At 73.1% G+C, this 25274-nt stretch carries 30 protein-coding genes; 24 read left to right on the top strand and 6 right to left on the bottom strand.

What is annotated here, in order from left to right:
- Positions 1-58: 58 nt before the first annotated feature.
- Entirely contained in the window at positions 59-1210 is a 1152-nt protein-coding gene (locus tag ACFQ46_RS16850; RefSeq protein ID WP_380260540.1) for a glutamate--cysteine ligase, read from the top strand.
- 9 nt (positions 1211-1219) lie between these two features.
- Here the strand turns inward: ACFQ46_RS16850 and ald are convergent, their stop codons facing one another.
- Positions 1220-2338: an alanine dehydrogenase gene (gene ald, locus ACFQ46_RS16845; RefSeq protein WP_380260539.1), complete on the bottom strand. Its 1119-nt coding sequence runs from the start codon at positions 2336-2338 to the stop codon at positions 1220-1222.
- A 173-nt stretch (positions 2339-2511) separates the two neighbouring features.
- On the opposite strand from ald, the gene ACFQ46_RS16840 reads away from it, so the two are divergent.
- Both ACFQ46_RS16840 and ACFQ46_RS16835 read left to right on the top strand, forming a co-directional pair.
- The gene (locus ACFQ46_RS16840) at positions 2512-2961 is read left to right on the top strand and encodes an Lrp/AsnC family transcriptional regulator (protein ID WP_380260538.1); all 450 of its coding nucleotides are present in this window, start codon (positions 2512-2514) and stop codon (positions 2959-2961) included.
- Between the two features lie 47 nt (positions 2962-3008).
- A complete protein-coding gene (locus ACFQ46_RS16835) occupies positions 3009-3218 on the top strand; it encodes a transposase (protein WP_380260537.1) in 210 nt (69 codons plus the stop codon).
- On the opposite strand, the gene ACFQ46_RS16830 is transcribed toward ACFQ46_RS16835, so the two are convergent.
- The gene (locus ACFQ46_RS16830; RefSeq protein WP_380260536.1) at positions 3211-3786 is read right to left on the bottom strand and encodes a hypothetical protein; all 576 of its coding nucleotides are present in this window, start codon (positions 3784-3786) and stop codon (positions 3211-3213) included. The genes ACFQ46_RS16835 and ACFQ46_RS16830 overlap by 8 nt on opposite strands.
- Entirely contained in the window at positions 3783-4475 is a 693-nt protein-coding gene (locus tag ACFQ46_RS16825; RefSeq protein ID WP_380260535.1) for an RNA polymerase sigma factor, read from the bottom strand. The genes ACFQ46_RS16830 and ACFQ46_RS16825 overlap by 4 nt, the downstream gene beginning before the upstream one ends.
- Positions 4476-4818: 343 nt before the next feature.
- Between ACFQ46_RS16825 and ACFQ46_RS16820 the strand changes: the two genes are divergently transcribed.
- The 13 genes from ACFQ46_RS16820 (at position 4819) to ACFQ46_RS16760 (ending at position 12068) form a co-directional block, all read left to right on the top strand.
- On the top strand, positions 4819-5307 hold the full coding sequence (locus tag ACFQ46_RS16820; protein WP_380260534.1) for an Asp23/Gls24 family envelope stress response protein: 489 nt from the start codon (positions 4819-4821) through the stop codon (positions 5305-5307).
- 89 nt (positions 5308-5396) lie between these two features.
- Entirely contained in the window at positions 5397-5705 is a 309-nt protein-coding gene (locus ACFQ46_RS16815; protein ID WP_380260533.1) for a hypothetical protein, read from the top strand.
- Positions 5706-5769: 64 nt separating this feature from the next.
- Positions 5770-5949: a DUF2273 domain-containing protein gene (locus tag ACFQ46_RS16810; RefSeq protein WP_380260532.1), complete on the top strand. Its 180-nt coding sequence runs from the start codon at positions 5770-5772 to the stop codon at positions 5947-5949.
- Positions 5942-6391: an Asp23/Gls24 family envelope stress response protein gene (locus ACFQ46_RS16805; RefSeq protein WP_380260531.1), complete on the top strand. Its 450-nt coding sequence runs from the start codon at positions 5942-5944 to the stop codon at positions 6389-6391. The genes ACFQ46_RS16810 and ACFQ46_RS16805 overlap by 8 nt, the downstream gene beginning before the upstream one ends.
- A complete protein-coding gene (locus ACFQ46_RS16800) occupies positions 6388-6960 on the top strand; it encodes a DUF6286 domain-containing protein (RefSeq protein WP_380260530.1) in 573 nt (190 codons plus the stop codon). Before ACFQ46_RS16805 ends, ACFQ46_RS16800 begins: the two co-directional genes overlap by 4 nt.
- Entirely contained in the window at positions 6960-7541 is a 582-nt protein-coding gene (locus ACFQ46_RS16795; protein ID WP_380260529.1) for a hypothetical protein, read from the top strand. Before ACFQ46_RS16800 ends, ACFQ46_RS16795 begins: the two co-directional genes overlap by 1 nt.
- 337 nt (positions 7542-7878) lie before the next feature.
- Positions 7879-8148: a GlsB/YeaQ/YmgE family stress response membrane protein gene (locus ACFQ46_RS16790; RefSeq protein WP_380260528.1), complete on the top strand. Its 270-nt coding sequence runs from the start codon at positions 7879-7881 to the stop codon at positions 8146-8148.
- Positions 8149-8260: 112 nt separating this feature from the next.
- Positions 8261-9124 carry a DUF2382 domain-containing protein gene (locus ACFQ46_RS16785; RefSeq protein WP_380260527.1) on the top strand — a complete coding sequence of 288 codons (864 nt, stop codon included), beginning with the start codon at positions 8261-8263 and terminating at the stop codon, positions 9122-9124.
- Positions 9125-9211: 87 nt separating this feature from the next.
- Entirely contained in the window at positions 9212-9718 is a 507-nt protein-coding gene (locus ACFQ46_RS16780; protein WP_380260526.1) for a DUF2382 domain-containing protein, read from the top strand.
- Between the two features lie 41 nt (positions 9719-9759).
- Entirely contained in the window at positions 9760-9966 is a 207-nt protein-coding gene (locus tag ACFQ46_RS16775; protein ID WP_380260525.1) for a hypothetical protein, read from the top strand.
- 148 nt (positions 9967-10114) lie between these two features.
- Positions 10115-10873 (top strand): hypothetical protein, encoded by a 759-nt coding sequence (locus ACFQ46_RS16770; protein WP_380260524.1) that lies wholly within the window; start codon positions 10115-10117, stop codon positions 10871-10873.
- Positions 10870-11697 carry an MIP/aquaporin family protein gene (locus ACFQ46_RS16765; protein WP_380260523.1) on the top strand — a complete coding sequence of 276 codons (828 nt, stop codon included), beginning with the start codon at positions 10870-10872 and terminating at the stop codon, positions 11695-11697. The genes ACFQ46_RS16770 and ACFQ46_RS16765 overlap by 4 nt, the downstream gene beginning before the upstream one ends.
- A 194-nt stretch (positions 11698-11891) precedes the next feature.
- Entirely contained in the window at positions 11892-12068 is a 177-nt protein-coding gene (locus ACFQ46_RS16760) for a hypothetical protein (protein WP_380260522.1), read from the top strand.
- A gap of 248 nt (positions 12069-12316) precedes the next feature.
- Here ACFQ46_RS16760 and ACFQ46_RS16755 read toward each other — a convergent pair whose 3' ends face one another.
- The gene (locus ACFQ46_RS16755; protein WP_380260521.1) at positions 12317-14320 is read right to left on the bottom strand and encodes a BTAD domain-containing putative transcriptional regulator; all 2004 of its coding nucleotides are present in this window, start codon (positions 14318-14320) and stop codon (positions 12317-12319) included.
- A gap of 139 nt (positions 14321-14459) precedes the next feature.
- Here ACFQ46_RS16755 and ACFQ46_RS16750 point away from each other — a divergent pair, with 139 nt between their 5' ends.
- Positions 14460-15656: a PucR family transcriptional regulator gene (locus ACFQ46_RS16750; protein WP_380260520.1), complete on the top strand. Its 1197-nt coding sequence runs from the start codon at positions 14460-14462 to the stop codon at positions 15654-15656.
- A gap of 36 nt (positions 15657-15692) precedes the next feature.
- Here the strand turns inward: ACFQ46_RS16750 and ACFQ46_RS16745 are convergent, their stop codons facing one another.
- Positions 15693-16925: an acyl-CoA dehydrogenase family protein gene (locus tag ACFQ46_RS16745; RefSeq protein WP_380260519.1), complete on the bottom strand. Its 1233-nt coding sequence runs from the start codon at positions 16923-16925 to the stop codon at positions 15693-15695.
- On the bottom strand, positions 16922-18238 hold the full coding sequence (locus tag ACFQ46_RS16740; RefSeq protein ID WP_380260518.1) for a glycosyltransferase: 1317 nt from the start codon (positions 18236-18238) through the stop codon (positions 16922-16924). The genes ACFQ46_RS16745 and ACFQ46_RS16740 overlap by 4 nt, the downstream gene beginning before the upstream one ends.
- 317 nt (positions 18239-18555) lie before the next feature.
- On the opposite strand from ACFQ46_RS16740, the gene ACFQ46_RS16735 reads away from it, so the two are divergent.
- From ACFQ46_RS16735 to ACFQ46_RS16705, 7 genes are all read left to right on the top strand, one after another.
- Entirely contained in the window at positions 18556-19350 is a 795-nt protein-coding gene (locus tag ACFQ46_RS16735) for an MBL fold metallo-hydrolase (RefSeq protein WP_380260517.1), read from the top strand.
- Positions 19351-19479: 129 nt separating this feature from the next.
- Positions 19480-20898, top strand: a complete 1419-nt coding sequence (locus tag ACFQ46_RS16730) for an FAD-binding oxidoreductase (protein WP_380260516.1) — start codon at positions 19480-19482, stop codon at positions 20896-20898.
- A gap of 23 nt (positions 20899-20921) precedes the next feature.
- Positions 20922-21434: a nuclear transport factor 2 family protein gene (locus ACFQ46_RS16725; protein WP_380260515.1), complete on the top strand. Its 513-nt coding sequence runs from the start codon at positions 20922-20924 to the stop codon at positions 21432-21434.
- Between the two features lie 168 nt (positions 21435-21602).
- Positions 21603-22349, top strand: coding sequence for an SDR family NAD(P)-dependent oxidoreductase (locus ACFQ46_RS16720; protein WP_380260514.1), 747 nt, complete (start codon positions 21603-21605; stop codon positions 22347-22349).
- A gap of 54 nt (positions 22350-22403) precedes the next feature.
- Positions 22404-23672: an MFS transporter gene (locus ACFQ46_RS16715; protein WP_380260513.1), complete on the top strand. Its 1269-nt coding sequence runs from the start codon at positions 22404-22406 to the stop codon at positions 23670-23672.
- Entirely contained in the window at positions 23669-24541 is an 873-nt protein-coding gene (locus tag ACFQ46_RS16710; protein WP_380260512.1) for an MBL fold metallo-hydrolase, read from the top strand. The genes ACFQ46_RS16715 and ACFQ46_RS16710 overlap by 4 nt, the downstream gene beginning before the upstream one ends.
- An 85-nt stretch (positions 24542-24626) precedes the next feature.
- Positions 24627-25256, top strand: a complete 630-nt coding sequence (locus tag ACFQ46_RS16705; protein WP_380260511.1) for a TetR/AcrR family transcriptional regulator — start codon at positions 24627-24629, stop codon at positions 25254-25256.
- Positions 25257-25274 lie beyond the last annotated feature (18 nt).

Below are 25274 nucleotides of genomic sequence, written 5' to 3'. Positions count from 1 at the left end.
GACGCTAGAGCAACCCCGCGATGGGGCGACAGCGGCCCCGGTGTGGTGTGATCGTGGCGTGGGTCGACGTGCCGTGGAGTTCAACGCCTCCCCCCGCCCGACGCTGGGCGTCGAGTGGGAGATGGTGCTCGTCGACCGGTCCTCGCGCGACCTCGCCTCCCGGGCCTCGGAGGTGCTGGACGCGGTCGACCGCGAGGACTCCCCGACGGGGCCGCGGATCACCAAGGAACTGCTGCGCAACACCCTCGAGATCGTCACCGGCGTCTGCGACACCGTCGGGGACGTCGTCGAAGACCTCTCGAGTTCCATCGCGGCCATCCGCCGGGTCAGCGATCCGCTGGGCCTGGAGCTGATGTGCGCGGGGACCCACCCCTTCGCGCGCTGGGACGAGCAGCAGGTCACCCCCGACGAGCGCTACGCGGAACTGCTGGAACGCACCCAGTGGTGGGGCCGCCAGATGCTCATCTGGGGTGTCCACGTCCACGTCGGCGTCAACTCGGTGCACAAGGTCCTGCCGATCCTCAACACCCTGCTGAACCACTACCCGCACCTGCAGGCCCTGTCCGCGAGTTCGCCGTACTGGACGGGCTTCGACACCGGCTACGCCAGCAACCGCGCGCAGATGTTCCAGCAACTGCCGACGGCGGGGCTGCCGTTCCAGTTCGGCGCCTGGGGCGAGTTCGAGACCTACGTCGACGACATGCTGGTGACCGGCGTCATCGACGGTCTCTCCGACGTGCGCTGGGACATCCGCCCCTCCCCGAAGTTCGGCACGATCGAGGTCCGGGTCTGCGACGGGACCCCGACGATGCGGGAACTGCGGGCCGTGACCGCGCTCATCCACTGCCTCGTCGTGCACCTCGACGACCGGCTCGAGGCCGGTGAGGAACTGCCGACGATGCCGCCGTGGCACGTCCAGGAGAACAAGTGGCGCGCCTCCCGCTACGGCCTCGACGCCGAGATCATCGTCGACGGCGCGGGCCGCGAGCGCCTCGTCACCGACGACCTCACGGACTGGCTGAACCGCCTGGAACCCGTCGCCCGGCGGCTGGGGTGCGCCGACGACCTCGCGCTGGTCGCGGAGATCCCCCGCCGTGGCGCGAGCTACCAGCGGCAGCGCCGCACGTTCGCGGAGGCCTGCGAGCGGGGCGCCGAGAACCCCTTGCACGACGTCGTCGACTCCCTCGTACGGGAGATGCACGAGGCCTGACGGTGGGCGTCAGCCCGCCAGCGCCTCGGCCACCGTGATCGCCGGGAGACCGTGCGCCGCAGCGACTTCGGCGTTGGCGAGCGAACCGGCGTGGGTCGAGAGCCCACCGGCGAGCGCGACGTCGGCACCGAGCGCCGCCTTCCATCCCGCGTCCGCGAGCTTCACGACGTAGGGCAGCGTCGCGTTCGTCAGGGCGTACGTCGACGTGTGCGGGACGGCACCCGGCATGTTGGCGACGCAGTAGAACACCGACCCGTGCACGGCGAACGTCGGGTCGTCGTGGGTGGTGGGACGGGAGTCCTCGAAGCAGCCGCCCTGGTCGATGGCGATGTCGACGAGGACCGACCCGGGACGCATCTGCGCGACGAGGTCGTTGCTGACGAGCTTCGGCGCCTTCGCCCCGGGGACCAGCACCGCACCGATGACCAGGTCGGCACCGCGGACGGCGCGGGCGAGTTCGTAGGAGTTCGAGACGATGGTGCGGACCGCGCCGCCGAAGCGGGCGTCGACCTCGCGCAGCTTGGGCAGCGACAGGTCGAGCACGGTCACCTCGGCCCCCATGCCCAGCGCGATCTGCGCGGCGTTCTGACCGGAGACGCCGGCGCCGATGACGACGACGTCGGCCCCGCGGACGCCGGGGACCCCGCCCATGAGCACGCCCCGGCCACCGGCGGCGCGCATCAACGAGTAGGCGCCCACCTGCGGCGCGAGACGGCCGGCGACCTCGCTCATGGGGGCGAGCAGCGGCAGCGAACGGTCGGCGAGCTGGACCGTCTCGTAGGCGATCGCGGTGGTGCCGGACGCGAGCAGCGCGTCGGTGCACTCCCGGGACGCCGCGAGGTGGAGGTAGGTGAACAGCACCTGGTCGGCGCGGAGGCGGTGGTACTCCTGCGCGATGGGCTCCTTGACCTTGAGCAGCAGGTCGGCGCCGCCCCAGACCTCGTCGACGTCGGCGAGGACCTTCGCACCCGCGGCCTCGTAGTCCTGGTCGGGCAGGGAACTGCCGAGGCCGGCGCCGGCCTCGACGAGGACCTCGTGGCCGTGACCGACGAGTTCGTGGACCCCGGCCGGGGTCAGCGCCACGCGGTACTCGCGGTTCTTCACCTCACGGGGGACGCCGATGCGCATGGTGCTCTCCTCAGGTCGGTCGGTGGTGACGGGTCGATCGCTTTCCGTCCAGGGTGAAGAGGGTTCGAGGGGACGGCAAGCAACCTGCAGGAGATTCGTGGGAGAGTCGGTTCGTGGCAGATCCTTCGACAGACCGCCCCCTCAACCCGCCGTCGCCGAAGAAGCTGCAACGCGTGGTGGACCCCGTCGACCGCGCGATCCTGCGCGTCCTGGCCGAGGACGCCCGCACCACCAACGCGGCCCTGGCCCAGCAGGTGGGGATCGCCGCCTCGACCTGCCTGCTGCGGGTCCGGGCGCTGCGCGAGTCGGGCGTCATCCGGGGTTTCCACGCCGACGTCGACCCCGCGGCCCTCGGGCTCGACCTGCAGGCGATGATCGCCGTGAAGCTGGCCGCCCACGCCCGCGGCAGCATGGGGCCCTTCGTGGCCCGGATGCGGCGGCGCCCAGAGGTCCTCGACGTCTACTTCGTCGCCGGGGCCGACGACTACCTGCTGCACGTGGCGGTGGAGAGCACCGCGGCCCTGCGCGACTTCGTCGCCGAGCACCTCTCCCACGACGCCGACGTGGGCCTCACCGAGACGAGCCTGATCTTCGAGCACACCCGCGGGGTGGGACGGGGCTGAGGCGGGTTCCGCAGGTCGTCGGTGATCTGCGGTCCAGACCCGGGCGCGTGTCGAACTGCGTCGAGCGGGTGACGGTGGAAGGCATCGTCCACCGATTCCGAACCGGCTGCCCCTGGTGCGGCGTCCCCACCGATCGCGGTGCCCGGCAGACGATCTGTCGCTGCCTCCCCACCTGGACCGAGGACGGGACCTTCGACACCACCCGGGACCCGCGCGGCGTCGAGGTTCACCACCCGCAGGAGGCGGGGGTCAGGTGACGATCCGGGGATCGTTCGACACGTCGCCGACGTGGACGTGGGTGTGGACGTCCTCGGCCCAGGGGGCCAGCTCCCCCAAGAGGTCGTCCAGTCGTCGCAGCACGACACGGTGCACTCTTCCAGCGACCTCGAGCAGCGGTGCACCGTAGGCGACGACGAGTCGGATCGTCACCGAGTCCAAGACGTCGTCGTCGCCGACCAGGCACGTGATGGCCTGCGCGGCGACCTGCGGTGTCGCGTCGATGGTCTGGCGCAGTTCAGCCACGACCACGTCGGCGGCGATGAAGAAGTCTCCGAACGCGTGACGCGCACGCACCGGCGCCGAGGGCCGGAACAACGTCTGGGCACGGGCCAGCACCGTGTCCTCGATGGCCTTCCAACCGCTGTCGGTGTGCTGACGCAGCAGCAGCGTCGCCCGGGCCAGTCGATCGGCGCCTGGAGAACCGACGACACCGACGGTCTCAGGACCGGCCGTGCCCGGTTCTGCGGCCGGGCCACCGGCCGCGTGGTCGCCGGGCGGCCGGTCGGCTCCGGAGCCGAGGGGAGAACGGGGACTCGTGTCGCTCACCGCCAGTCCTCCAAAGTCGCCGCCATCGCCGTCCGTGCCCGGTTGAGCAGACCGCGCACCGCTGTCGGCGTGCTCCCGACGACGGTCGCGATCTCGGCGTAGGAGAGGTCTTCGATCTCCCGCAGGATCCACACGCTGCGCTGTCGCTCAGGCAGCAACGCCAGCGCTGTGTCGATCGCGACCAGGAGTTCGCTCTCCAGGGTTGCACCTTCAGGACCGGAGTGCAGGTCACGCAGCTCCCCCGCGACCTCGTCGACGTCGACCACCGGTCGCGATCCCGACGCCGGGAACGGTGGGCGGTAGCGGGTGAGCATCCGCTGCGCCTGGTGTCGTCCCAGGACCAGCAACCAGGTCCGGACCGAGGAGTCACCGCGGAAGGAGGCGATGTTCTTCCAGGCGGTGAGCATCACCTCCTGGACGCAGTCCTGGGCGTCGGTGGTGCTGTTCACCAGTCGGGACACGTAGCGGTACAGGGCCGGGCCGTGGCGGGTGACCAACTGGGCGAAGGCCTGCTTGTCGCCCAACCCGGCCTGGCGGGCCAGCACTTCGTCGGGGACCTGCGACGCGGACGCACGGTCGGACAGGTGGTCGGTCCCCCGTGGCCGGGCACGTCGTTCACCCGGGGCTGAACTGGCCTTCGTGGCCGAGGTCTGCGATCCGTCAGCGTCGGAACCGACCTCCTGACTCACGCGTCGCCTCTCGTTGCGGGGAAGGTGTCGGGTGGGTGCTCCATCCGGTGGCGAGTTGAGCAGGAGTTCTGGCGATCGGCAACTTCACGTCCCTCCTGCGCGTGTGACGCACATCACACTCAAGTCAGCGTGACGATCCACCTCCCAACGGCTCTATACCCGTGACACCGCATCACCAGCCGCTACCGGCGGCCGAGCGGATGCGCCTCCGAGGAGACGCGGGTCCGCCCTGGTGCCGACCGACCCCCCGTCGGTTCCCGGCGTGCCGTCGGTCCCGTGTCGTCCCAGGTTGTCACCACGATGCCGGAACCCGGTGTCGTCGTCTCGAATGAAGGAGTTCACCATGAGCGAGCAGACCCTCGTCACCCCCAGGACCACCTCGACCGCGGGTTCCAGCAGCCTCGTCGGCCGCGACGGTGGCGCACTGGTCTCCAACCAGGGGACCACGTCCATCGCCGACACCGTCGTGTCGAAGATCGCCGGCATCGCCGCGAAGGACGTCTCCGGGGTGCACGCCCTCGGTGGCGGCGCCTCCCGGGCGGTCGGCGCGCTGCGCGAGCGGATTCCCGGTGGCCGGGTGAACCACTCCCAGGGAGTTTCCGTGGAGGTCGGGGAGACCCAGGCCGCCGTCGACATCGACCTCATCGCCGAGTACGGCGTCGCGATCGCAGACCTCGCCTCCGCGGTGCGTCGCAACGTGATCTCCTCCGTCGAACGCATGACCGGCCTGCAGGTCACCGAGGTCAACATCTCGGTCGCCGACATCCACCTCCCCGAGGACGACACCGACGAGGACGCCGAGTCCGAGCAGCGCACCGCGCGCGTGCAGTGACCGATCCCAGGACCGATCCCAGGACCGATCCCAGGACCGGACCCACGCTCGACGACCTCGACCGCGGAGCTCTCCTCGCGGTCGCTTCCGTGGAGGCCCCGGGTTCGACCCGCGTTCCGCTGGTCGAGACCGCCGACGAGCTCACCGCACTGGTCCTGGCCGTGCCCGGGGTCGACAGCCTGCACGCCGGCCGCTTCGGTGAAGTCGCGACCTACCTGCCCGGGCGCCGGGTGACCGGGGTCAAGATCGGTGAGGACCGTGTGGAGATCCACGTGGTGCTCCGTTTCGAGGCCGCCATCACGGCGGTCGCCCAGGAGATCCACGCGGTGGTCGCCGCCGTGGTGGACGTGCCCGTGCGGGTGTTCGTCGAAGACGTCACGGCCCCGCACGCGCCCTGACGCACCGCCCCGAAACCTCTTTCTCTCTCGCCCCCTCAGGGGTGCCCTGTTCCTGGAGGAACCCGTGTCTGCCTCGTCCGTCGGAATCTTCGCCGGCCTGCTCCTCGCCCTGGTGTTCATCCAGGGCGGTTTCGGCTGGTTCGTCCTCGCCCTGCTCTTCGCCGGTGTCGGCTACGTCGTCGGCGCCCACCTGGAGGGCAAGATCGACCTGACCGCCCTGGTGCCCGGCCGCAGTCGTGGCTGACGCCGGCACCGCCGGCGCCACCCGCAGGAGCACCGCAGCCCCTCCGGCGGAGCACTCCCCGGAGCAGCGTGCCGAGATGGGCGCGCGGGGTTCACTGGAGCTGAAGGACAAGGCGGTGGAACGCATCGCGCAGGCCGCCGTCTCGGAGGTTTCCGGGGTCGCCCCCAGCCAGGCCACCACGAGCGCGCTGGGAGGCACCCTGGGCAACGCTCTCGGGCGCACCTACCCACGGGTCGAGTGCCACCTCGCCGGTCGGCGGGTTCGCGCCCGGGTGGAGATCGTCATCCACTGGCCTCAGCCCGCCGCTCGGGTCGCCGCCGCCGTGCGCGACCACGTCGCCGACCGGTTGCGGGTCCTGGCCGACCTGGACGTCGACGCCGTCGAGGTCCACGTCGCGAAGGTCGTCCGTCCCACCACCCCGGAGAAGAGGCGCGTGCAGTGAGTTCAGACACCGCCGCCCAGCGGAAACCCATGCGGGCCGCCACGCAGAAGAGTGGCAGCGGTCCCATCGGCGTCGTCGGACCGGTCCTCGCCGTCCTGCTGATCGCCCTCGGGGTCCTCCTGCTGCGCGACGCCCTCGTCGCCGCCGGGGCCTTCGCGGGCAGCCAGTGGCTACCCGCCGCCGCCGCCGGTCTGAAGGGTTTCGCGCCTACCTGGTGGCTGATCCCCGCCGGGATCGTCGTGGCTCTCGTGGGCCTGTGGCTCGTCGTCACGGCACTGCGCCCGAGGTCTCGCAGAACGCTGGCCCTCAGCTCGCGGACGGGGGTCTTCCTGCACACCCGTGACGTCGCCCGCCTCGCCTCCGGCGCGGCCCACGACGTCGACGGCGTGCTGGACGTCTCCTCGACCGCCACCCGGCGCAAGGTCAGCGTCACCGCACAGGCGACCGCGCAACCCGGTGTGCGGGAAGCGATCACGACGGCGGTCACCGAGCGCCTCGCGTCGCTGCAGGCCCCGCCGCGCGTCTCCGTCACGATCCGCACCCCCGACCGCACCCGTGAGGAGAACTGATGGGCCGCGCCGTCCTCGGACTCAACCGCGTCCTCACCCTCCTGGCCGGTGTCGTACTGCTCGTCCTCGGACTGGCGGCCGCCGCCTGGGGGGCGGGCTGGCTGGTGCAGGTGTGGACCACCGCGCCGGAGACACTGCAGCTGCAGACCGCCACCGACACGTTCGCGATGGCCTGGTGGCCCTGGGCCGCGGGCATCGCCGGTGCCGTGTTCGTCCTCCTCGGGTTGTGGTGGCTGCTGGCCCACCTGCCCCGGCGAGGGGTGGGCATGCTGTCGCTGCCCGGGTCGGCCCGGGAAGGACGACTCCTGGTCGATCCCGCCGGTGCCGCCTCGACCGCCGCGGACGTCCTGGGCGACACCCCGGGGGTCCGGAGCAGTTCCAGCCGGGTGCTGCGCGACCGTGGGCAGCTCGTCGTCGAACTGAAGGCCGTCGTCGAACCGACCGCCGACCTGACGTCGGTGGTCGCGGCGACCGACGCCGTGAGCGCCGATCTGCAGCAGGTCCTCGGCCGCGACGACGCCCGTGCCCGGGTGCGGCTCGCCGTGGCCCGCCGCGCACGCAAGGCTTCCCGCGTCCACTGAGCCGGTCCGGGGTTCGACGCGTTCCTTCTGAACACCGAGCAGGGAGTTTCACGCATGTGGGTTCTACTGTCCGGCGGTCTGCGCCGCTGGATCCTGGTTTCGGTGGCCGTTCCCGTCGCTGCGAAACTCCTCGGCGAAGCGGGACGTCGACTGGAGTCCCGCAACGGGTCCACCACCTTGTCCAGGGGTTTGCAGAGCACCGGCCGCCTCGTGTCCTCACGCGAGCAGCGTGAGCAGCACTCGGCGCAGCAGCGCAGGTCGCTGCGCCGCTGGAACCGTTGACCGTTCCTTTCCGCGCCGTCGACCTACCGCTGTTCCCACGTCCTGGAGGAGAACCATGACCATCGGTGGCATCATCACCGCGATCGTCATCGGCGCCGTCATCGGCGCCCTGGCCCGACTCGTCCTGCCGGGCAAGCAGAACATCTCCATCCTGCTGACCATCGTCGTCGGCATCGTCGCCGCGTTGGTCGGCACCGCGATCGCCAAGGCCGTGGGTGTCTCCGACACCCCTGGTGTCGACTGGATCGAACTGATCCTCCAGGTTGCGGTCGCGGCCGTCGGTGTCACGATCGTTGGTGCCGTCACCGGTCGCCGCGCTCGCTGAGCGCTGCCAGACCTGACGCGCCAGACGTCACCCGCACGCAGCACTGACCACCACTGCACGATCCCCGGCCCGGCACACGCCGTCGGGGAAGGCACGACGAAAGGGAAAGACCATGGCTCGCAACTTCACCCCCGACGCCCTCTTCGGTGCGACCGTCACCGGCACCGACGGCGACAAGATCGGCAAGGTCGACGAGGTCTACCTCGACAACCAGACCGGTCAGCCGGAGTGGGTCTCGGTCAAGACCGGCCTGTTCGGTTCCAACGTCTCCCTCATCCCCCTCGCCGAGGCGGACGTGAACGGTGACACCGTCACGGTTCCCTTCGACAAGGCCAAGGTCAAGGACGCTCCCCACCACGACCCGGGGGCTGAACTCAGCGAGACCGACGAGGCGGACCTGTACCGCTACTACGGGATCGCCGACACCAGCAGCACCACCTCGGGTACCGGCACCGCCGGCAACCACGTCGAGACGGGCCGCGACGCCACCACCACGGGGACCACCGGTACCGCGGGTCTGGCGACCGACTCCGCCACGCGCTCCGCGGGTCACGACACCTCCGGCCCGAACACCGACGACGCCATGACGCGCTCGAAGGAAGAACTCCGCGTCGGCACCGAGACCCGCGAGGCGGGCCGCGCCCGGCTGCGGAAGTACATCACCTCCGAAACCGTCACCCGCACGGTTCCGGTCTCCCACGAGGAGGTCGTCGTGACCCGTGAGCCGATCACCGAGGCCAACCGCGGGGACGCCCTCTCCGGCGGGGACCTCACCGAGGAGGAGCACGAGGTCGTCCTCACCGAGGAGCGTGCCGTCGCGGCGAAGGAGACCGTTCCCGTCGAACGCGTCCAGGTCGGAACCCAGACCGTCCAGGGCACCGAGACCGTCGAAGCGCAGGTTCGCGAAGAGCACATCGAGCTCGACGCCGACGCCGGCGTCAAGGGCGACGTCAAGGGCGAGCGCGACAAGCACTGAGCACGATGCCCCACCGGGTTCCGATCCGGTGGGGCCCCGCCCGGTGGACGCAGTGCCCGGTCGACCCGAACCAGAACGAGGAAGCGCATGTCCCTCCCCAGTGAAGACGACGACTCCGGTGACACCGTCCAGCCGGGATCCGCCGCTGACGTCGTCGTGCACGCTGAACGCCTGCTGCTCTCCCGCGAGCGGGTCGCCGTGGAACGTGTTCGCTTCACGAAACGGATCGTGACCACGACCCGCACCGTGGTGGTTCCGGTCCGCGTCGAGCAGCTCGTGGTCAGTCACGAACCCTTTCCCGAAGGTACGGTCGTGGACGAGGGAGCCGCCCTGGACACCAACGGCCTGGGCGCGAGCGCCGCGGCCACAGGTGGTTCGAACCCGGGCGACGTGGACAGGGACGAACTGGTGATCCTCCTGCACGAGGAGGTCCCGGAGTTCACGGTGCGCGTCCAGCCCGTGGAACGGGTCACCATCGGGGTTCGGACCGTGGCGGAGGAAGATGTCGTGACCGCCGTGCTGCGCAGCGAGACGGTCGAGGTGGACGTCGCCGGTGCTGCGGGCCGTCTCGCGGAACAGCTCGGCACCGACTGACCCCTGAATTCCCGTTCCCTGGTGCTCGTGGGGGAACCGTCGTGCAGATTCCCGAGGATCGGATATCGTCCCTGTTCGAGGACCAGGGCGATGACGACGAGGCGCAGCAGGCTGATGCCGAACTGCCCCGAACCGCCGACGAGCACGCTGGACTGTCGTCGACGCCGGGTCTCGACCCGGCCGACCTGCTCACCAAGCTCGGTGGGGGCGGCCTGGCCGGCGGTATCGCCGGAACGCTCGGCCTCTGACGCAGCTGATGATCCGACGTCCTCGACGACCTCGAGGTCGTTGCGCTCCAACCTCGTGGCGCCTCGGACGACATCCGTCGTCCGGGGCGTCTCGCACGTCCGAACCCCCCGACGACCCGAACACCACTCCCCCGGATCTGGAGCCCCCATGAGCACGCCCACCGGTGACGGCGCCCACGCCGCGAGCAACGACTCGAACTCGAACCCAGCGTCCGCGCACCGCGATGCCCGCCCCGCGGGGACCGACCGCGCTCGAGCGGCCGCCCAGGACACCGCGCACAGGACCGCGCGCGACACCCCGCAGGTCGTGCACACCGACCGCGACTCCATGGACCGCACGGCGGTCGTCAACCGCGAGAAGAACGCCCACGGCGGCGTCAAGGTCGGTTCGGCGTTCTTCGGCTGGCTGACGGCCACCGGGACCGCCGTCCTGCTGACCGCACTGCTCGCGGCCACCGGTACCGCCATCGGCCTCGCGAGTTCCAGCAGCGTCGGGCAGGCCCTCGACGGTGTGCAGCAGGGGGCGACCCGGAACGCGGGGACCATCGGCATCGCCGGCGCCATCGGCGTCCTCGTCGTGCTGCTCGTCGCCTACTTCTGCGGCGGCTACGTCGCCGGGCGGATGGCGCGCTTCAACGGCGTGAAGCAGGGTGTCGCCGTCTGGGTGTGGGCCGTCGTCATCGCCGTCGTGGTCGCGATCCTCGCCGCCATCGCGGGCAGCGAGTTCGACGTCCTGGGGCAGCTGAACAGCTTCCCCCGCATCCCCGTCGACTCCGGTTCGTTGACCACGGGCACGATCCTGACCGTCATCGCCGCCGCCGTGGTGGCTCTCCTCGGCGCGGTCCTCGGTGGTCTGGCCGGCATGCGGTTCCACCGCCGCGTCGACCGCGCTGGACTCGGCCGGTGAGCACCAGCCCTTCCGGGAAGCCCTCGGACGCGGCCTCGGCCGGTCCGTCGAGCCCGTGGTCGCGCCCGGCCGCCGGATCGACGTCGATGACCCGTTCGCGAGGGCTGTTCGGCAGCACCGCCGGTGAGAACGTCCTGCGCTCGGGGGTGGCCGAACTGGTGGGGACCTTCGTGCTCGTCCTCGCGGGTACGGCCACGGCGGTCGGCGCCGCCACCACCGACCCACCGGTCTACGACGTGCTGGCCATCGTCCTCGCCTTCGGACTAGCACTGGTGGCGCTGGTCGCGGCCCTCGGGCACATCTCCGGCTGCCACCTGAACCCGGCGGTCACGATCGGGTTGGCCGTGACGGGGAAGTTCCCGTGGCGCGCCGTTCCCGTCTACCTCGTCGCCCAGCTCGCCGGTGGCGTCCTGGCCGCCCTCGCGACGTGGGCGGTCCACAGCGGACCCGGGCACGCCGTGGTCCGCTTCTCCACCACCAACCCCGCCCCCGGAGTGTCGGGCGGCCGGGCGTTCTTCGTCGAGGCGCTGGTGACGTTCGTCCTGGTGCTCGTCGTCATCTCCGTCGCCACCGACGACCGGGTACCGGCGGCGGTGGCGCCGCTCGCCGTCGGCGCGGCCCTGGCGACCTGCATCTTCATCGCCGCGCCGGTCACCGGTGGTGCGGTCAACCCAGCGCGGGCGTTCGGTCCCGCACTCGTGTCGGGCAACTGGCACGCCCTGTGGCTGTACCTCACCGCCCCTGTGGTCGGCGGTGTGCTGGCGGCCGTCGTCTACGACCGCCTCCTCGCCCCGGCCCACGCTCCCGAGACCAGCGAAACCTAGGGCGGTCCGACGGGTCAGCGCCGCCAGCACCGCACGATCGCAGCCGAGACGACCCCACCGAGGTGGGCGACGGCATCGGAGCGCGGCGGCCGCCCACCCGTGGCCCCCTTCGCCCAGCGGTGGGCGAAGGGGACCACTGCGTTCGGGAATGCCGGCGCGGATCCGCGCCGGCGCAAGGCGTTGCGGGTGGCGGGGTGGGAGCGGGCCTCGGCGGCCGGCACCGCATCGAGGAGGCTGCGGTGAACCGGCGCGGCAGCGTCTTGGACCACGACGGCGATGTCGTCCAGCAGTGGCAGCAGTTGCGGGTCTTCCCCGGCCTGGCCCGGGGTGAGGTGGGTCGAACGGGGGCGTCCGAGACGCGTCGACGCTGAGATGGATCTTCGTGTCCATCCGCCGCGGAAGCGGCCGAGGCCGCCACCAGACGGTTCTGCGGGCAGATCCTCGTCATTCGACCTGGCCCCCGTGAGGCCGGCGGGGACTCAGCGGGGAACGGTGCGTCCTGTTCGAGTTCGGTGACGGCGGTACCGGCGGCGTGCTCGTGGGCGTTGCCGGCGTTGATCGAGACAACCCGCTGCAGGTCTCCTTCGCGGGGAATCCGGCCTGCAGGGCGGCAACAGGTTCAGGCGACGGGCAGCGCGGCCAGGAACTCCTGCAGGACCGGCACCGGCAGGTCGCGGCGAGCCGTGCCCAGGCTGCGCAGCGAGGCCCCGGAGGAGGGCACACGCTCGCGCAGCGCCTGCGCGTGGTGCTCGACGAGGCGTTGCAGCGCAGCGCGGCAGCGGTCGTGGTCGGCGACCCAGGCCTGCCGGCGGGCGAACGCCTTGACCAGGCCGGGGAAGCGGTAGCGGCCACCGGGTTCGGCCAGCAGGAGGTGGGCGTCGACCAGTTCCTCCAGCGCCCCGCGGGCGTGGACCAGGGCGACGTCGAGGACGGCGGCGGCGGCGCCGTCGTCGAGCCAGGCGCAGTCGGGCACCGCGAGCAGGCAGAACGCCTGCCCCAGTTCGCGTCCCAGGCTGTCCTGCACTCGTTGCAGCGGCGCGTCGACGATCGCGCAGTCGGCGGCCATCACCACCGGCTCGCGCAGGTCGTCGGCGAGCTGGGCCGCGATCTGGGCGATGCTCCACCCCGGCCGGTCCAGCAGGCGCGCAGCCGCGACGCGCACCGCCAGCGGCAGGTGCGAACACGCGGCGACCACCTGCTCGGACACCTCCCGCTCGGCGAGGACCCGCTCGTGGCCGGCCACCGCTCCCAGCAGCTCGAGCGACTCGTGCGCGGGCAGCGGCCCCACGGTGGTCCAGCGCACCGGGGACAACGCGGGCAGCCGCCGGGCGCTGGTGAACAGGACGGCGCTGCCGGCTCCGGCGGGCAGCAGGTCACGCACCGTTTCCGCCGTGGTGACGTGGTCCAGCAGCAGCAGGAGGCGCCGTCCGTCGGTCACCGTGCGCCAGGTCGCGATCCGTTCGGCGCGCGCCTCGGGGACCGCGTGCGGGGCGGTCCCCAGCGCGCGCAGGAACGCACCCAGCACGTCGTGCGCGTTCACCGGGCCCGCACCGCCGCGGAGATCGGCGTAGAGCTGACCGTCGGGGAAACTCCCCCGCACCCGGTGCGCGACCTGCACGGCCAGGGCGCTCGTCCCGGTTCCGCCCAGCCCGGTGAGACCCTCGACCACGAGCCGGCCCGCGTCCGGCAAGGACGCCGCCAACCGGTCGAGGAGTTCCGCCCGCCCCACGAACGGCTCGGCCCGCGGCGGCAGTTGCGCCGGAACTCCGGCGGGCACCCCGCCCGGGGCGTCGGCGTCGGGGCGGCGGATCGCGGTCCGTCCCGCCAGCGCGGGGTCGGCCCGCAACACCCTCTCGTGCAACGACTGCAGACCGGGACCGGGGTCGACACCGAGTTCGGCGCCGAGGAACTCGTGCGCCTCGCGGTAGGTGGCGAGCGCCTCCGCCTGACGGCCGCTGCGGTAGAGGGCGAGCATCAGCAGTTCCCGGCGGCGTTCGCGCAGCGGTTCCGCGGCCACGGCGTCCACCAGCTCGGCGACGGTTCCGGGCCCGGGCCCGGCCGTCTCGAGCTCGGCCGCCCACAGGTCCTCCACCGCGTCGGCGTGCAGCAGTTCCAGGTGGGCGCGGCGAGCGGTCAGGTACGGGCCGTCCACCGCGGCCAGCGCACGACCGGTCCACCGCGCCAGGGCCGTGCGCAACCGCTCGTGCGCCAGGGAGTCCCGCCCGTCGCGCGCGGCGGCGCGGGCCGCGGCGACCTCACCGCGGAACAGGTCGACGTCCACCACCCCCGGGGGCAGGAACAGGCCGTACCCCCCGGAACGGGATTCCAGCCGGACCTCGCCGTCGGCTCCGCAGGCGGAGAGGACCCGCCGCAGACGGGAGACGTAGGTGCGGACCGTCGTGCGCGCCCCGGTGGGGGCCTCGCCGTCCCAGAGCGCCTCGACGAGTTCCTCGACGGGGACCACCTGCTGAGACCGCAGCACGAGGACCGCCCAGAGCGCCCGCTGCTGAGGGGTGCCGAGGTCCACGTCCGTACCGCACCAGCGCATCGAGACCGCACCGAGGACCGTCAGTTCGAGGTCCGGTGCGGGCTCCCGGTCCTGCCGGGAGACGTCGTGGGGCACGGGACGGTCCTCTCGAGTGCGCGGTGGGTGTGCTCGTAGGGTGAGCGCTCGGGCCCCCGCGGGGACAGAGCTGCAGCGCCAGAGATGGACGGCCCCACCTTGTGGATCTCACAAGGTGCAGGGGCTGGAGGGGGAACCGGTGACCGGAACGTCCGAGCGGATCGAGCGCGGGGCCGACCGGCCCCCGATCACGACGCTGACGGAACTCTTCACCCGCGCCCAGGACAGCGTCCCCGCCCTGACCCTGGAGGTCATCGACCTCATCCACGACCGGGTGGCGGAGTACGGCTCGACGACGGTGACCCAGCAGATCGGGCACACCGAGGGGCAGCTCCGCGACATGGTGACCGGGCTGGCCTGCGGTCGGGGCCCCGACGAGCGCGAACTCCAGGCCGCCCGCGACCTGGGCCGGCAGCGGGCCCTCGACCGCGTCCCGCTGCACGCGCTGATCAGCGCCTTCCAGGTCGGTTTCCAGCGGCTCTGGGCCCACCTGCAGGAACTCGCCCGGGAGTCCGGGCGCCAGGAGCTGCAGCTGGACCTGCTGGCGGGCGTCGACGGCGTCTGGTCCTGGATGCAGGCCATCACCGCGGCGGCCTCCCAGGCGCACAGCGAGGCCACCGTGGCCCTGGAGGCGGTCGACATCCGCTCCACCCACCGCTTCGTGCAGGCCCTCAGCCAGGGCGACGTCGAACGCGACGTCGCCGAACGCGCCGCGGTCAGCCTGGGCTACGACCTCGCGGGGCAGTTCCAGGTGGTGTGCTGGTCGGTCGGCGGCTGGTCGGAGTCACAGCTGCAGCGCTGGCACGAACGCGACGGGGTGCCGCGGCCGGCGACGCAGCACCTCCAGGTCGCCGGCGTCGGGCAGACCATGGTCGCCGTCCTGCAGGGCGCGGACCCCGCGAAGCTCGTCACCCGGGTCCACCGGGTCGACCCCGCCGCCCGGGTCGGCGTGGGCCTGAGCCGTCCGGGCGTCCCGGGGGCGGTCGACAGCTACCGCGACGCCGTCCTCTGCCTGGCCCACGCCGACCCCCGCCGACCGGTCGTGGCCTTCGAGCAGTGGTGGCTCCCGGTCAGCCTGAGCGAGCAGGCCCCGCGGTTGCGCCAGGTGCTCGAACCCGGTCTGCGGGCTGCCGTGGACAACCCGCACCTGCTCCAGACGGTCACCGCCTTCGCCGACGCGGGGTCGTCGCTGTCGGCCACGGCGAGCGCCCTGCACGTGCACGTCAACACCGTCCGCTACCGGCTGGACCGCTGGCGGACGCTGACCGGGTGGGACCCGACGACGTGGGACGGGTTGTGCCGCACGCTCCTGGTCGACTGGACCCGCGACGGCTGACCCGCAGCGAGCGGCCCCGAAGCGATCGACCCGCGATCAGACGAACGCCGCCACCTGCTCCTGCGAGCCCAGCAGGGTGCGGGCGTAGACGTCGACGTTGAGCCCCGGGGCGAGCAGCGGGTGGCGGGAGAGGACCTCCACGTCGCGCCAGACCGCCTGCAACGGGTTGCCCGCGGCGAAGGAGCGGGCCCCGCCGGCGTCGAGCAGGTGCCCCAGCGCCGCGCGCGTGGAGACGGTGATCGTGGCCAGGTCCGCCCGCACGCGCGCCCGGGTCGCGACGTCGAGCTGACGTCCCTCCCGCGCCCCCCGCTCGACCTCGCCGGTGGCGCGGGCCAGGTGCAGGCCGGCGGTGTCCACCAGCCGGGCGGCGCTCGCCACGTCGAACCGCACGCCCGGCGCGTCCCGCGCGTCGGCGTAGGTGGAGGAGGCGAGCGGACGGCCCTCCCCGAGGGCGTCGAGCACGAGCTCGAGACCGGCGCGCGCCATCCCCACCAGGACGGCACCGGCGCACACGCCCACGGCCGAGTAGGCGGTCGTCGACCGCAGGGGGTCGTCCGCGTCGGGCGCGCCCGCCCCGAGGAGGGCCCCGAACGGCGCGCAACGCCGCTGCGGCACGAGGACGTCCTGCGCGACGGCGGTGTCGCTGCCCGTGCCCGCCATCCCGACGACGTCCCAGGTGGGTTCGACGTCCAGCGCCTCGACGGGGACGAGGACCGCCTCCACCGCGGGCCGCTCGTCCTGGACGTCCTGGACGAGGACGGGCAGCAGCGCCCACCGCGCGTGGTGGACGCCCGACATCGGCTGCCAGCGTCCGCTGACCCGCAACCCCCCGGGGACGCGGCGGCCGGTGCCGGTGGGGAAGAAGCTCCCGCACACGCCGGCGCGCGGGTCGTCCGCCCACAGCTCCTCGCGACCGGCCGCGGGGAACCGGGAGGCGAGCAGGCCGGCGCCGGAGAGGATCACCGCGCACCACGCGGCCGACCCGGACCCGCGGGCCAGTTCGGCGTGCACGTCCACGGCGGTCGCGATCGAGGCGCCGAGGCCACCGAGGGCGGCGGGGGCGTGCAGGGCGAAGAACCCCGCCTCGTGCAGGAAGCGCGCGTCTCCCGGGGTCAGGCGGTGCCCCCGTTCCGCCGCCGGTGCCCCCGCACGCAGCGCCGGGACGAGGTCGCGGGCGGCCTCCACGAGGTGGTCGTGGGCGGCCGCCACGAGGTGGTCGTGGGCGGCCGCCACGAGGTGGTCGCGGGCGGCCGGCAGGGTGTCGTTCACGGGGTCCTCCTCAGGTCGGTTCCGGCGTGCGTGACCGTTCCGAGCGGGCGACGGGCGCTGGTCGCCAGCTCGATCTCCGTCGCCGCGGCCCGGGCACCGTCCTCCTGCCCCAGGGCGGAACCGATCGAGCGTGCACGTCCGGCGGCCTCCTCGGTCAGGACGCCGCGGAGGGCCTCGACCAGCCGGGGGGCCGTCAGGTCGCGGAACGGGAACCAGGCGCCGATGCCGAGGTCGTGCAGGCGTCCGCCCCAGAAGGGCTGGTCGAAGGAGACGGCGCAGACAACGGTCGGCAGCCCGGCGGTCACGGAGGCCGCCGTCGTCCCGGCGCCCCCGTGGTGGACGGCGGCGGCGCAGCGCGGGAAGAGCAGCGTGTGGTCCACCGGCCCGACGACGCGGACCCGCTCCGTCGCGTCGGCCGCGGCGAGGTCGGTCCACCCGGCCCCCACCAGCCCGCGGACCCCCAGTTCCCGGCACACGGCCTGCACCAGGGCTAAGAGGGCGGTGGGATCGGCGACGGGCATGCTGCCGAACCCGAAGAACACCGGCGCCTCGCCCGCGCGCAGCCACTCCTCCAGGTCCGCGTCCCACGTCGCCTCGCCCCAGCGCTCCCGTTGCTCCGGCGTCGCCACCACGGGCCCGGTGAGTGGGAACCGCGGGGACCAGGACCTCAGTTCCGGGACCAGCGCCTCGCCGTAGGCCTGCAGTTCCAGCGCACCGGCCTGCGCCAGGCGCCGGGCGATCGGGACGGTGGTCGCGGACAGGCCCACGGAGCGTCGGAAGGCGTTGGTGTAGCCCTCGGTGGCCTTCTGCTCCCACCGGGCGTACAGGGCGTGGGTCGCCCGGTTCAGGAGTCGGGGAACGCGTCGCCGCGTCAGCATGAACGACGGGAAGGCGGAGTTCGCCCGTCGGGGGGCGTGGTGGATCGCGACGACCACGGCCCCCGACGCCTCGGCCAGGCACGACGCCTCGTCCAGCAGCAGGGTGTTCGAGACGATGACGTCCGCGCCCTCGCAGGCCCGGACCATCGCGGGGTGCAGGACGTCCGCGTGGACGGTCTTCATCCGCACGAAACCCTCCAGGTACTGGTGGACGTCGGAGTTCCGGAGGAACTCCTGGCCCTGGTCGGAGCGGAGGAACGCGCGCATGTCGAACCCGAACGGGACGACGGGGAGGCCGAGGGCCTCACCGAAGTGGGTGAGGTCGTCGGTGGTGGCCAGCACCACCTCGTGGCCGCGGCGGACCAGTTCGGCTCCGAGGACGGCGGCCGGCTGGACGTCGCCGCGGGAACCCATGGCCAGGACGGTGATGCGCACGGTCAGCCCACCTCGGTTCCGCGGAGTCCTGCGGGCGGACGGTGCCGCCCCGCACGGGTCGGGGTTCGGCTGACGGTGACCACGGGTGCTGCCTCCGGTGCTCGGTGGGGCGGGACGTGCTCGGCGGGTGCTGGCACCAGTGCCGCACGGGGTTGTCGACGTGGCGTGGACGTCCCGTCGACACGGAAACCTGGGTTCACCTGATCTCCTGCTGCAGAACGATTCTCGACCGGTCTGCGGTTCCCCTGGTCGGGGCCGGGACCCGTGTCCGCCCTTCCGCGGACGGCGCAACCCCCCGCGGCCGGTAGTTTCCCGGCATGAACAGTTCCAGGAGACCGGTGCACGTCCGTCGTCCCGCGGGAGGCTGGGAACTCCTCCAGATCGCCCCCGAGGTGTTCTGCGCGCGGACCCCCCTCGCGAACTGGTACCTGCTGCGCGACGGGCGCGACCTGACCCTGATCGACGCCGGCTACCCCGGCCACGGGGAACTCGTCCTGGCCTCCGTCGCGGCGCTGGGGCACCAGCCCCGCGACGTCCGTGCGGTCCTCGTGACCCACGCCCACGTCGACCACGTCGGAGGTCTGAGCGCCGTGCTGCGCGCGGCGCCGGGGGTACCCGTGCTGCTGGACCCCGTCGAGGTCGCGCACGCCCGCCGCGAGCACCTGGAACAGGTCGGCGTCCCGACGGTGCTGCGCCAGGCGTGGCGTCCCCGCGTCGCGGCCTGGGCCGTGCGGGCGGTGCGCAGCGGCGGCACCCGGGACGTGCGGATCGCCGACGCGCAGGCGTTCCCGTCCCCGCGCGCCGGCGCGGCCCTCGACGTCCCCGGCCGCCCCGTGCCGGTGCCGACCCCCGGGCACACCAGCGGGCACAGCGCGTTCCTCCTCCCCGACCTGGGTGTGGTCCTGACGGGCGACGCCCTCGTGACCGGGCACCCGCTCAGCGCGGTCGAGGGCCCGCAATTGCTGAGGGGTTTCTTCCACCACGACCCGGCGGCCACCGCGGCGGCCCTGGACGTGCTGGCCGCGGTGCCGGCGGACGTCATCGGCCCCGGGCACGGCGCGCCCTTGGAGTTCCCGCTGGACCGGGCGGTGGCCGCCGCGCGGTCGCGCTGACACGGGCGTCCACGGGGCGTCCACACGCCGTCGACACGTCGTCGACGGGCGGGAGGTGGAGTGGTCCACGACGCCGGAACGAGCGGCGACCACGTTCCACCTCCTGGAGACGATGCTGTGAAGAACGCTGTGGACACCGTGACCGGGCAGTCCCCGGTCACCCCCGCCCTGGACAGCCTCGACGCCCTGGTCGGCGCCGTGGACGGGCAGGTCCTGCTCCCCGGCGACGACGGGTACGCCGCCGAGTGCTCGCCCTACAACCTCGCCGTGGCCCACTCCCCGGCGGTCGTCGTCGGCGCCGCGAGCGCCGCCGACGTGCAGGCCGCGGTGCTCTTCGCGGCCCACCGGGGACTGCCGGTGGCCGTGATGGCCACCGGTCACCAGGGTTCGCTGTCCACCGACGGTGCGGTGCTGGTCACCACCCGCCGGATGGACGACGTGAGCGTCGATCCCGTGCGGCGCACGGTGCGCGTGGGGGCCGGGGTCCGCTGGCAGGCGGTGGTGGACGCCGCCGCCGAGCACGGGCTCGCTCCGCTCAACGGGTCCTCACCCCTGGTCGGCGTGGTCGGTTACACCCTCGGCGGAGGGTTGAGTCCCACGATGGGCCGCGCCCACGGCTGGGCCTCCGACCACGTCACCGCCCTCGACGTCGTGACCGCCGACGGGCGGCTGCACCACCTCGAGAACCGGCCGGACTCCCCCGACGCCGACCTGTTGTGGGGTCTGCTGGCCTCCAAGAGCAACGTGGGGATCGTCACGGCGCTGGAGTTCGGGTTGTTCCCCGTGACCCACCTGCACGCCGGGGGGTTGTTCTTCGCCGGTGAGCACGCCGAAGCCGTGCTGTCCGCCTACGCCGACCTGACCGCGAACGCCCCGGACGAACTCACCACCTCGATCGCGCTGACGCGCTTCCCGCCGCTGCCGTTCCTGCCGGACTTCCTCAGCGGGAAGTTCGCGGTGCACGTGCGTTTCTCCCTCCTCGGGGACGCGGCCACGGCCGACGCGTTGCTCGCGCCGTTGCGCGGGTGCGCCCCGGTGGTGCTGGACACGGTCGCCGAGATCCCCTACCGGGAGAACGCGGCCATCCACAACGACCCCGTCGACCCGGCGCCCTTCGTCCAGCGCACGGTGCTGCTGCGGGAGTTCACGCCCGGGTCGCTGGCCGACCTCGTCGACCTGTTCGGTCCCGACTCCGACTGCCCGGCGCACATCGTGGAACTGCGCCAGCTCGGTGGTGCGCTCGCCACAAACCCCGACCTGCCCTACGCCGCAGCGCACCACGACGCCGCGTTCGCGTTGTGCGTCTTCGTCATCGGTCCGGCGCAGGCCGGCGAGGCGTCGGCGTGGACGGACCGGGCGTTCCGTCGCCTGGAACCGCACTCGGCGCCGGGCACGTACGCGAACTTCGTCGCGGCCTGGGACACCGATCCCGAGGACGTCCGCCGGGCCTACCTGCCCGAGACCTTCGCCCGTGCGCAGCGGGTGAAGGCGACCTACGACCCGCAGAACCTGTTCCGCCTCAACCACAACGTCCTGCCCCGCTCCTGATGCGACTCCCCTGGAGAACGAGAATGACCACGCGAACCCTCACCACCGACAGCGCGACGTCCGCGGAACTCAGCCACCTCGTGGACCACCACGAGGTCGTCGACGCCGTCCTGCGCTACACCCGCGCCCTGGACCTCGCCGACGCCGACCTCATGACCTCGGCCCTGACGCCGGACGCGACCGTCGACCTCACCCCGGCCACGGCGAAGATCGGTCTGGAGTTCCCCGTCCTGACGCCCCGGGAGACCGTCGTGGGCGCTCTCGTCGGCGCCGTCGGTCCCCTGGACACCAGCCACAGCGTCACCAACCCGCGCAGCGAGATCACCGGCGACACCGCTGTCCTGACCTGCTACGCCCAGGCCGTGCACTTCCTGCCCGGCCAGGGACCCGACCCCGTCCAGACCCGGCACGCCCTGATGATGAACCGCTACACCGCCCGGCTCGTGCGTGACGGGGCGACGTGGCGCATCCAGCACCTCAGCATCGACAGCGCCTGGTTCGAGGGGGACCCGACCGTCCTGGTCTCCCAGGTCTGAACCCCCCGTCAGGGTGGTCGGGACGCCCGCCGGACGGGCGCGCGGTGACCTCGCGCCCGAACCCGGCCACCTACCCCGGCACGTCGTCAGCCACCTGTTCTTGACTGAACGGTCCATCACGGCGTAGGTTAAAGACCGAACAGTCCACTACGAGAACGGAGCACGACGATGAACGCAGCACTCACCGGCAAGACGGCCCTGGTGACCGGCGGGACCTCCGGCATCGGCCTGGCGGTCGTCCGCCGGTTCGTCGAGGAAGGGGCCCACGTCGTCGTGACCGGGCGGCGCCGGGCGCAGCTCGACGCGGTCGCGGCGGAGCTCGGCGACGCGGTGACCACCGTGCAGGCCGACGCCTCCGACCCGGCGCAGGTGAACGCCCTGTTCGAGGCCGTCGCCGGTCGCGGCACCGGACTGCACGCGGTCCACGTCAACGCCGGCGGCGGGGAGTTCAAGCCCCTGGCCGAGGTCAGCGCGCAGGACATCGACACCGCCTTCGCGACCAACGTCCGCGGCACGATCCTCACCGTGCAGGGCGCGCTGCCCTTCCTCGGGGAAGGCGCCGCGATCGTGGTGACCGGCTCCACCGCCGGATCGGGGACGGAGAAGGACTTCGGCCTCTACGGCGCCTCGAAGGCCGCGGTGGCGACGCTGACCCGCACCTGGGCCGCCGAGCTCGCCCCGCGCGGGATCCGCATCAACACCGTCGTCCCCGGGCCCACCGAGACGCCGGGACTGACCGGTCTGGCCCCGGGCAACGAAGCCGGTCTCCTGGCGGCCATCGCCGCCGGGCTGCCCTTCGGCCGGGTCCTGCGCCCCGAGGAGGTCGCCGCCACCGTCCTCTTCCTCGTCTCCGACCAGAGCTCCGGCATGACCGGCGGCGAGGTCTTCGTCGACGGCGGCTCCACCATCGCCTGACCCACCCGGTCCGGACCAGCCCGCACCACACCAGCCGACGAGGAGGAGACCCCGATGAGCGACCGCACCACGTCCGTCCCGGCCACGACGGAACGCGAACCCGCACCCCCGCCGTCGCCCGCGCGCCGGGGACGACTCGGCGTCGCGTCCGTCGCCCTCGGGTCGTTCGCGATCGTCCTCTCGGAGTTCCTCCCCGTCGGGCTCCTCCCGGCCATCGCCTCCGGCCTCGACGTGCCCGTCGGGACGGCCGGACTGGTGGTCGTCGTCACCGGGCTGCTCGCGGCGGTCGCCGCCCCCGCGGTCACGGTGGCCGCCTCCGGACTCGACCGGCGCGTGGTGCTCACCGGGCTCGGCGCACTGCTGGTCGTCTCCGACGTCCTCGCTGCCCTGGCCCCGACCTTCCCGCTCCTCCTGCTCGACCGGGTGCTCCTGGGGATCAGCCTCGGCGGGTTCTGGGCGATCGGGGCCGGGATCGCCGGGCGCCTCGTGCCCCCGGCGGACACGATCCGGGCGACCGCCCTGATCACCGGGGGGATCTCGGTCGCCACGGTCGTCAGCCTCCCGCTGGGCGCGGCGGTCTCGGCGTTCGCGAGCTGGCGCCTCGCCTTCGTCATCGGCGGTGCGGTCGGCCTCGCCGCCCTCGTCCTGCAACTGATCGCCCTGCCCGGTCTCCCTGCGGCGCACCGTGTCCGGGTCTCGGCGCTCGGCGCGCTGTTCCGCGTGCCCCGCGCCCGGGTCGGACTCCTCGGGGCCGCGTTCGCCTTCGCCGCGCAGTTCGCCGCGTCCACCTACGTCACCCCCTTCCTGCAGGACCGGGCCGGCGTCGGCCCCGGGACCGTGACCTTCGCGCTCCTCGTGTTCGGCCTGGCCGGGATCGCCGGCAACTTCGCGGCCGGCGCGACGCTGGGCCGCAGCGTGCTGGGCACGGCGGGGACGGCCCAGGTCGTGCTCGCGGCGACGGTCGTGCTGCTGCCGCTGCTGGCGCACAGCACCGTCGGGGTCCTCGTGCTCGTCGTGGTGTGGGGCTTCGCGTGGGGCGCCCTGCCGCTGGCGATGCAGACGTGGATGTCCACCGCGTCACCAGCCGGGGCCGAGACGGGCCTCGCGCTGTTCGTGACGACCATCCAGCTCGCCATCGCCGCGGGTTCCGTCCTCGGCGGTCTGGTGGTGACCTCCGCCGGCCTCGACACGGACTTCCGCCTCGCCGGCGCGATCGCCTTCGCCGGGGCCCTGGTGTTCGTCGTCCTCGGTTCACGGCGCACGGCGCACGCTGCCGCGCAGGACCTCTCCCCCGTCGGTCCGACCCCACCTGGAGCACCGTGAACGCCTCCCCGGCCGTCACCACCACCCTCGACCTCGGGGGGACCACCCTCACCTACCTGCCCGACGGCGAGTTCCGTGCCGAGCCCGGCGTGGCCTACCCGGCAGGTCACGACGACCTGTTCGCCGACGACCTCGACGTCGTGGACGGGGACGGCCTGCTCGTCCTCAGCGTGGGCGCGGTCCTCATCAGCACGGGCGAGCGCCGCGTCCTGGTCGACGCCGGCATCGGCGCCCGGACCATCCCCCTGCTCCGTCCGGGGACGACCCGCGACGCCTACATGCGCGGTGGGACGCTCCTCGACAGCCTCCACGAGGTGGGCGTCGAACCCGGTGACGTCGACGCGGTCCTGCTGACGCACCTGCACGCCGACCACGTCGGCTGGCTCGGGAACGAGGCCGGCGACGGCGTCCCCACCTTCCCGAACGCGGAGCTCTGGCTCAGCGAGGACGAGTGGGACTTCTGGACCCACCCGGAGCGCGGGAGCGACCCCGTCGGTCCGCGGCCCCACGAGCTGGAGATCATCGGTGCCCGGCGCCGGTCCCTGGTCGAGGGCTGCGAGCCCGTGGCCGGGGTGCGGACCGTCGCGACCCCGGGACACACCCCGGGCCACCTCGCCTTCGCCGTGCGGGGGACCCGCGGCCACGCGCTCGTCGTCGGCGACGCCGTGCACTGCCCGGCCGAGGTCCTGCACCCGGACCTGGCCTGGGTGGGCGACCACGACGCGGCGGCGGCGATCCGCACGCGGGCCGACCTGGCCGACCGCGTCGGCCGCGACGGCGCGGTCCTCGTCGGGCCGCACTTCCCGGACGCGGTCTTCCGCCGCTACGACCCCGCCGCGACCCCGTCGCTCACGTCGCTCGCCCCCTAGGCGGGGCGGACGCCGGCGGCGCCCCCGCTCGCCGGGGTGCGTCAGGATGGTGCGACGCCCAGGTACCGACCCCGGAGGGACGACCATGCCCAGACCCCGCTCGTTCGACGAGGCGGACGTCATCGCCCGCGCGCGGAAGGCGTTCGCCGAGACGGGTTTCGCGGGCACCTCGCTCGACACGCTGCTGGAGGCGACGGGCCTGGCCCGCCAGAGCCTCTACAACACCTTCGGCGGCAAGCGGGACCTCTTCATGCGGGCGTTCCTCAGCGACGCCGCCGAGGCGGTGGACGCCGTGGAGTCGATCCGGCACGGCTCGGACGACCCCATCACCCGCATCCGCGCCCAGCTGGTGAAGGTGGCCGTCGAGCACGGCTCGGCGCAGGCGCCCCCGTCCCTCTTCACCAAGGCCGCCGTGGAACTCTCCGCCCAGGACCCGGAGGTCGCGGCGACCGTCGCCGCCGCCTTCGAGTCCATGCGGGCGCACTACGCCGCCTGCATCGTCGAGGCCCAGAGCGCGGGTGAGATCGAGACCGAGGCCGACGCGAACTCCCTCGGGGCGTACTTCTGCGCGGTCCTCGAGGGCATGTCCACGCTCGGGGGGTCGGGGGTCTCGCGCGCGACGCTGCTCGACATCGGGCTCACCAGCCTGGCGGCCGTCCCCCTCACCGCCCTCGGCCGCGAGCACCTCGGCACGGGCGAGGGCGAGTGGTCCTGAGCCGTCGCCGGCTCGGCG

Source organism: Kineococcus sp. GCM10028916 (assembly GCF_042674865.1).
Lineage (GTDB): Bacteria > Actinomycetota > Actinomycetes > Actinomycetales > Kineococcaceae > Kineococcus.
This window is presented reverse-complemented; position numbering and strand designations above follow the sequence as displayed.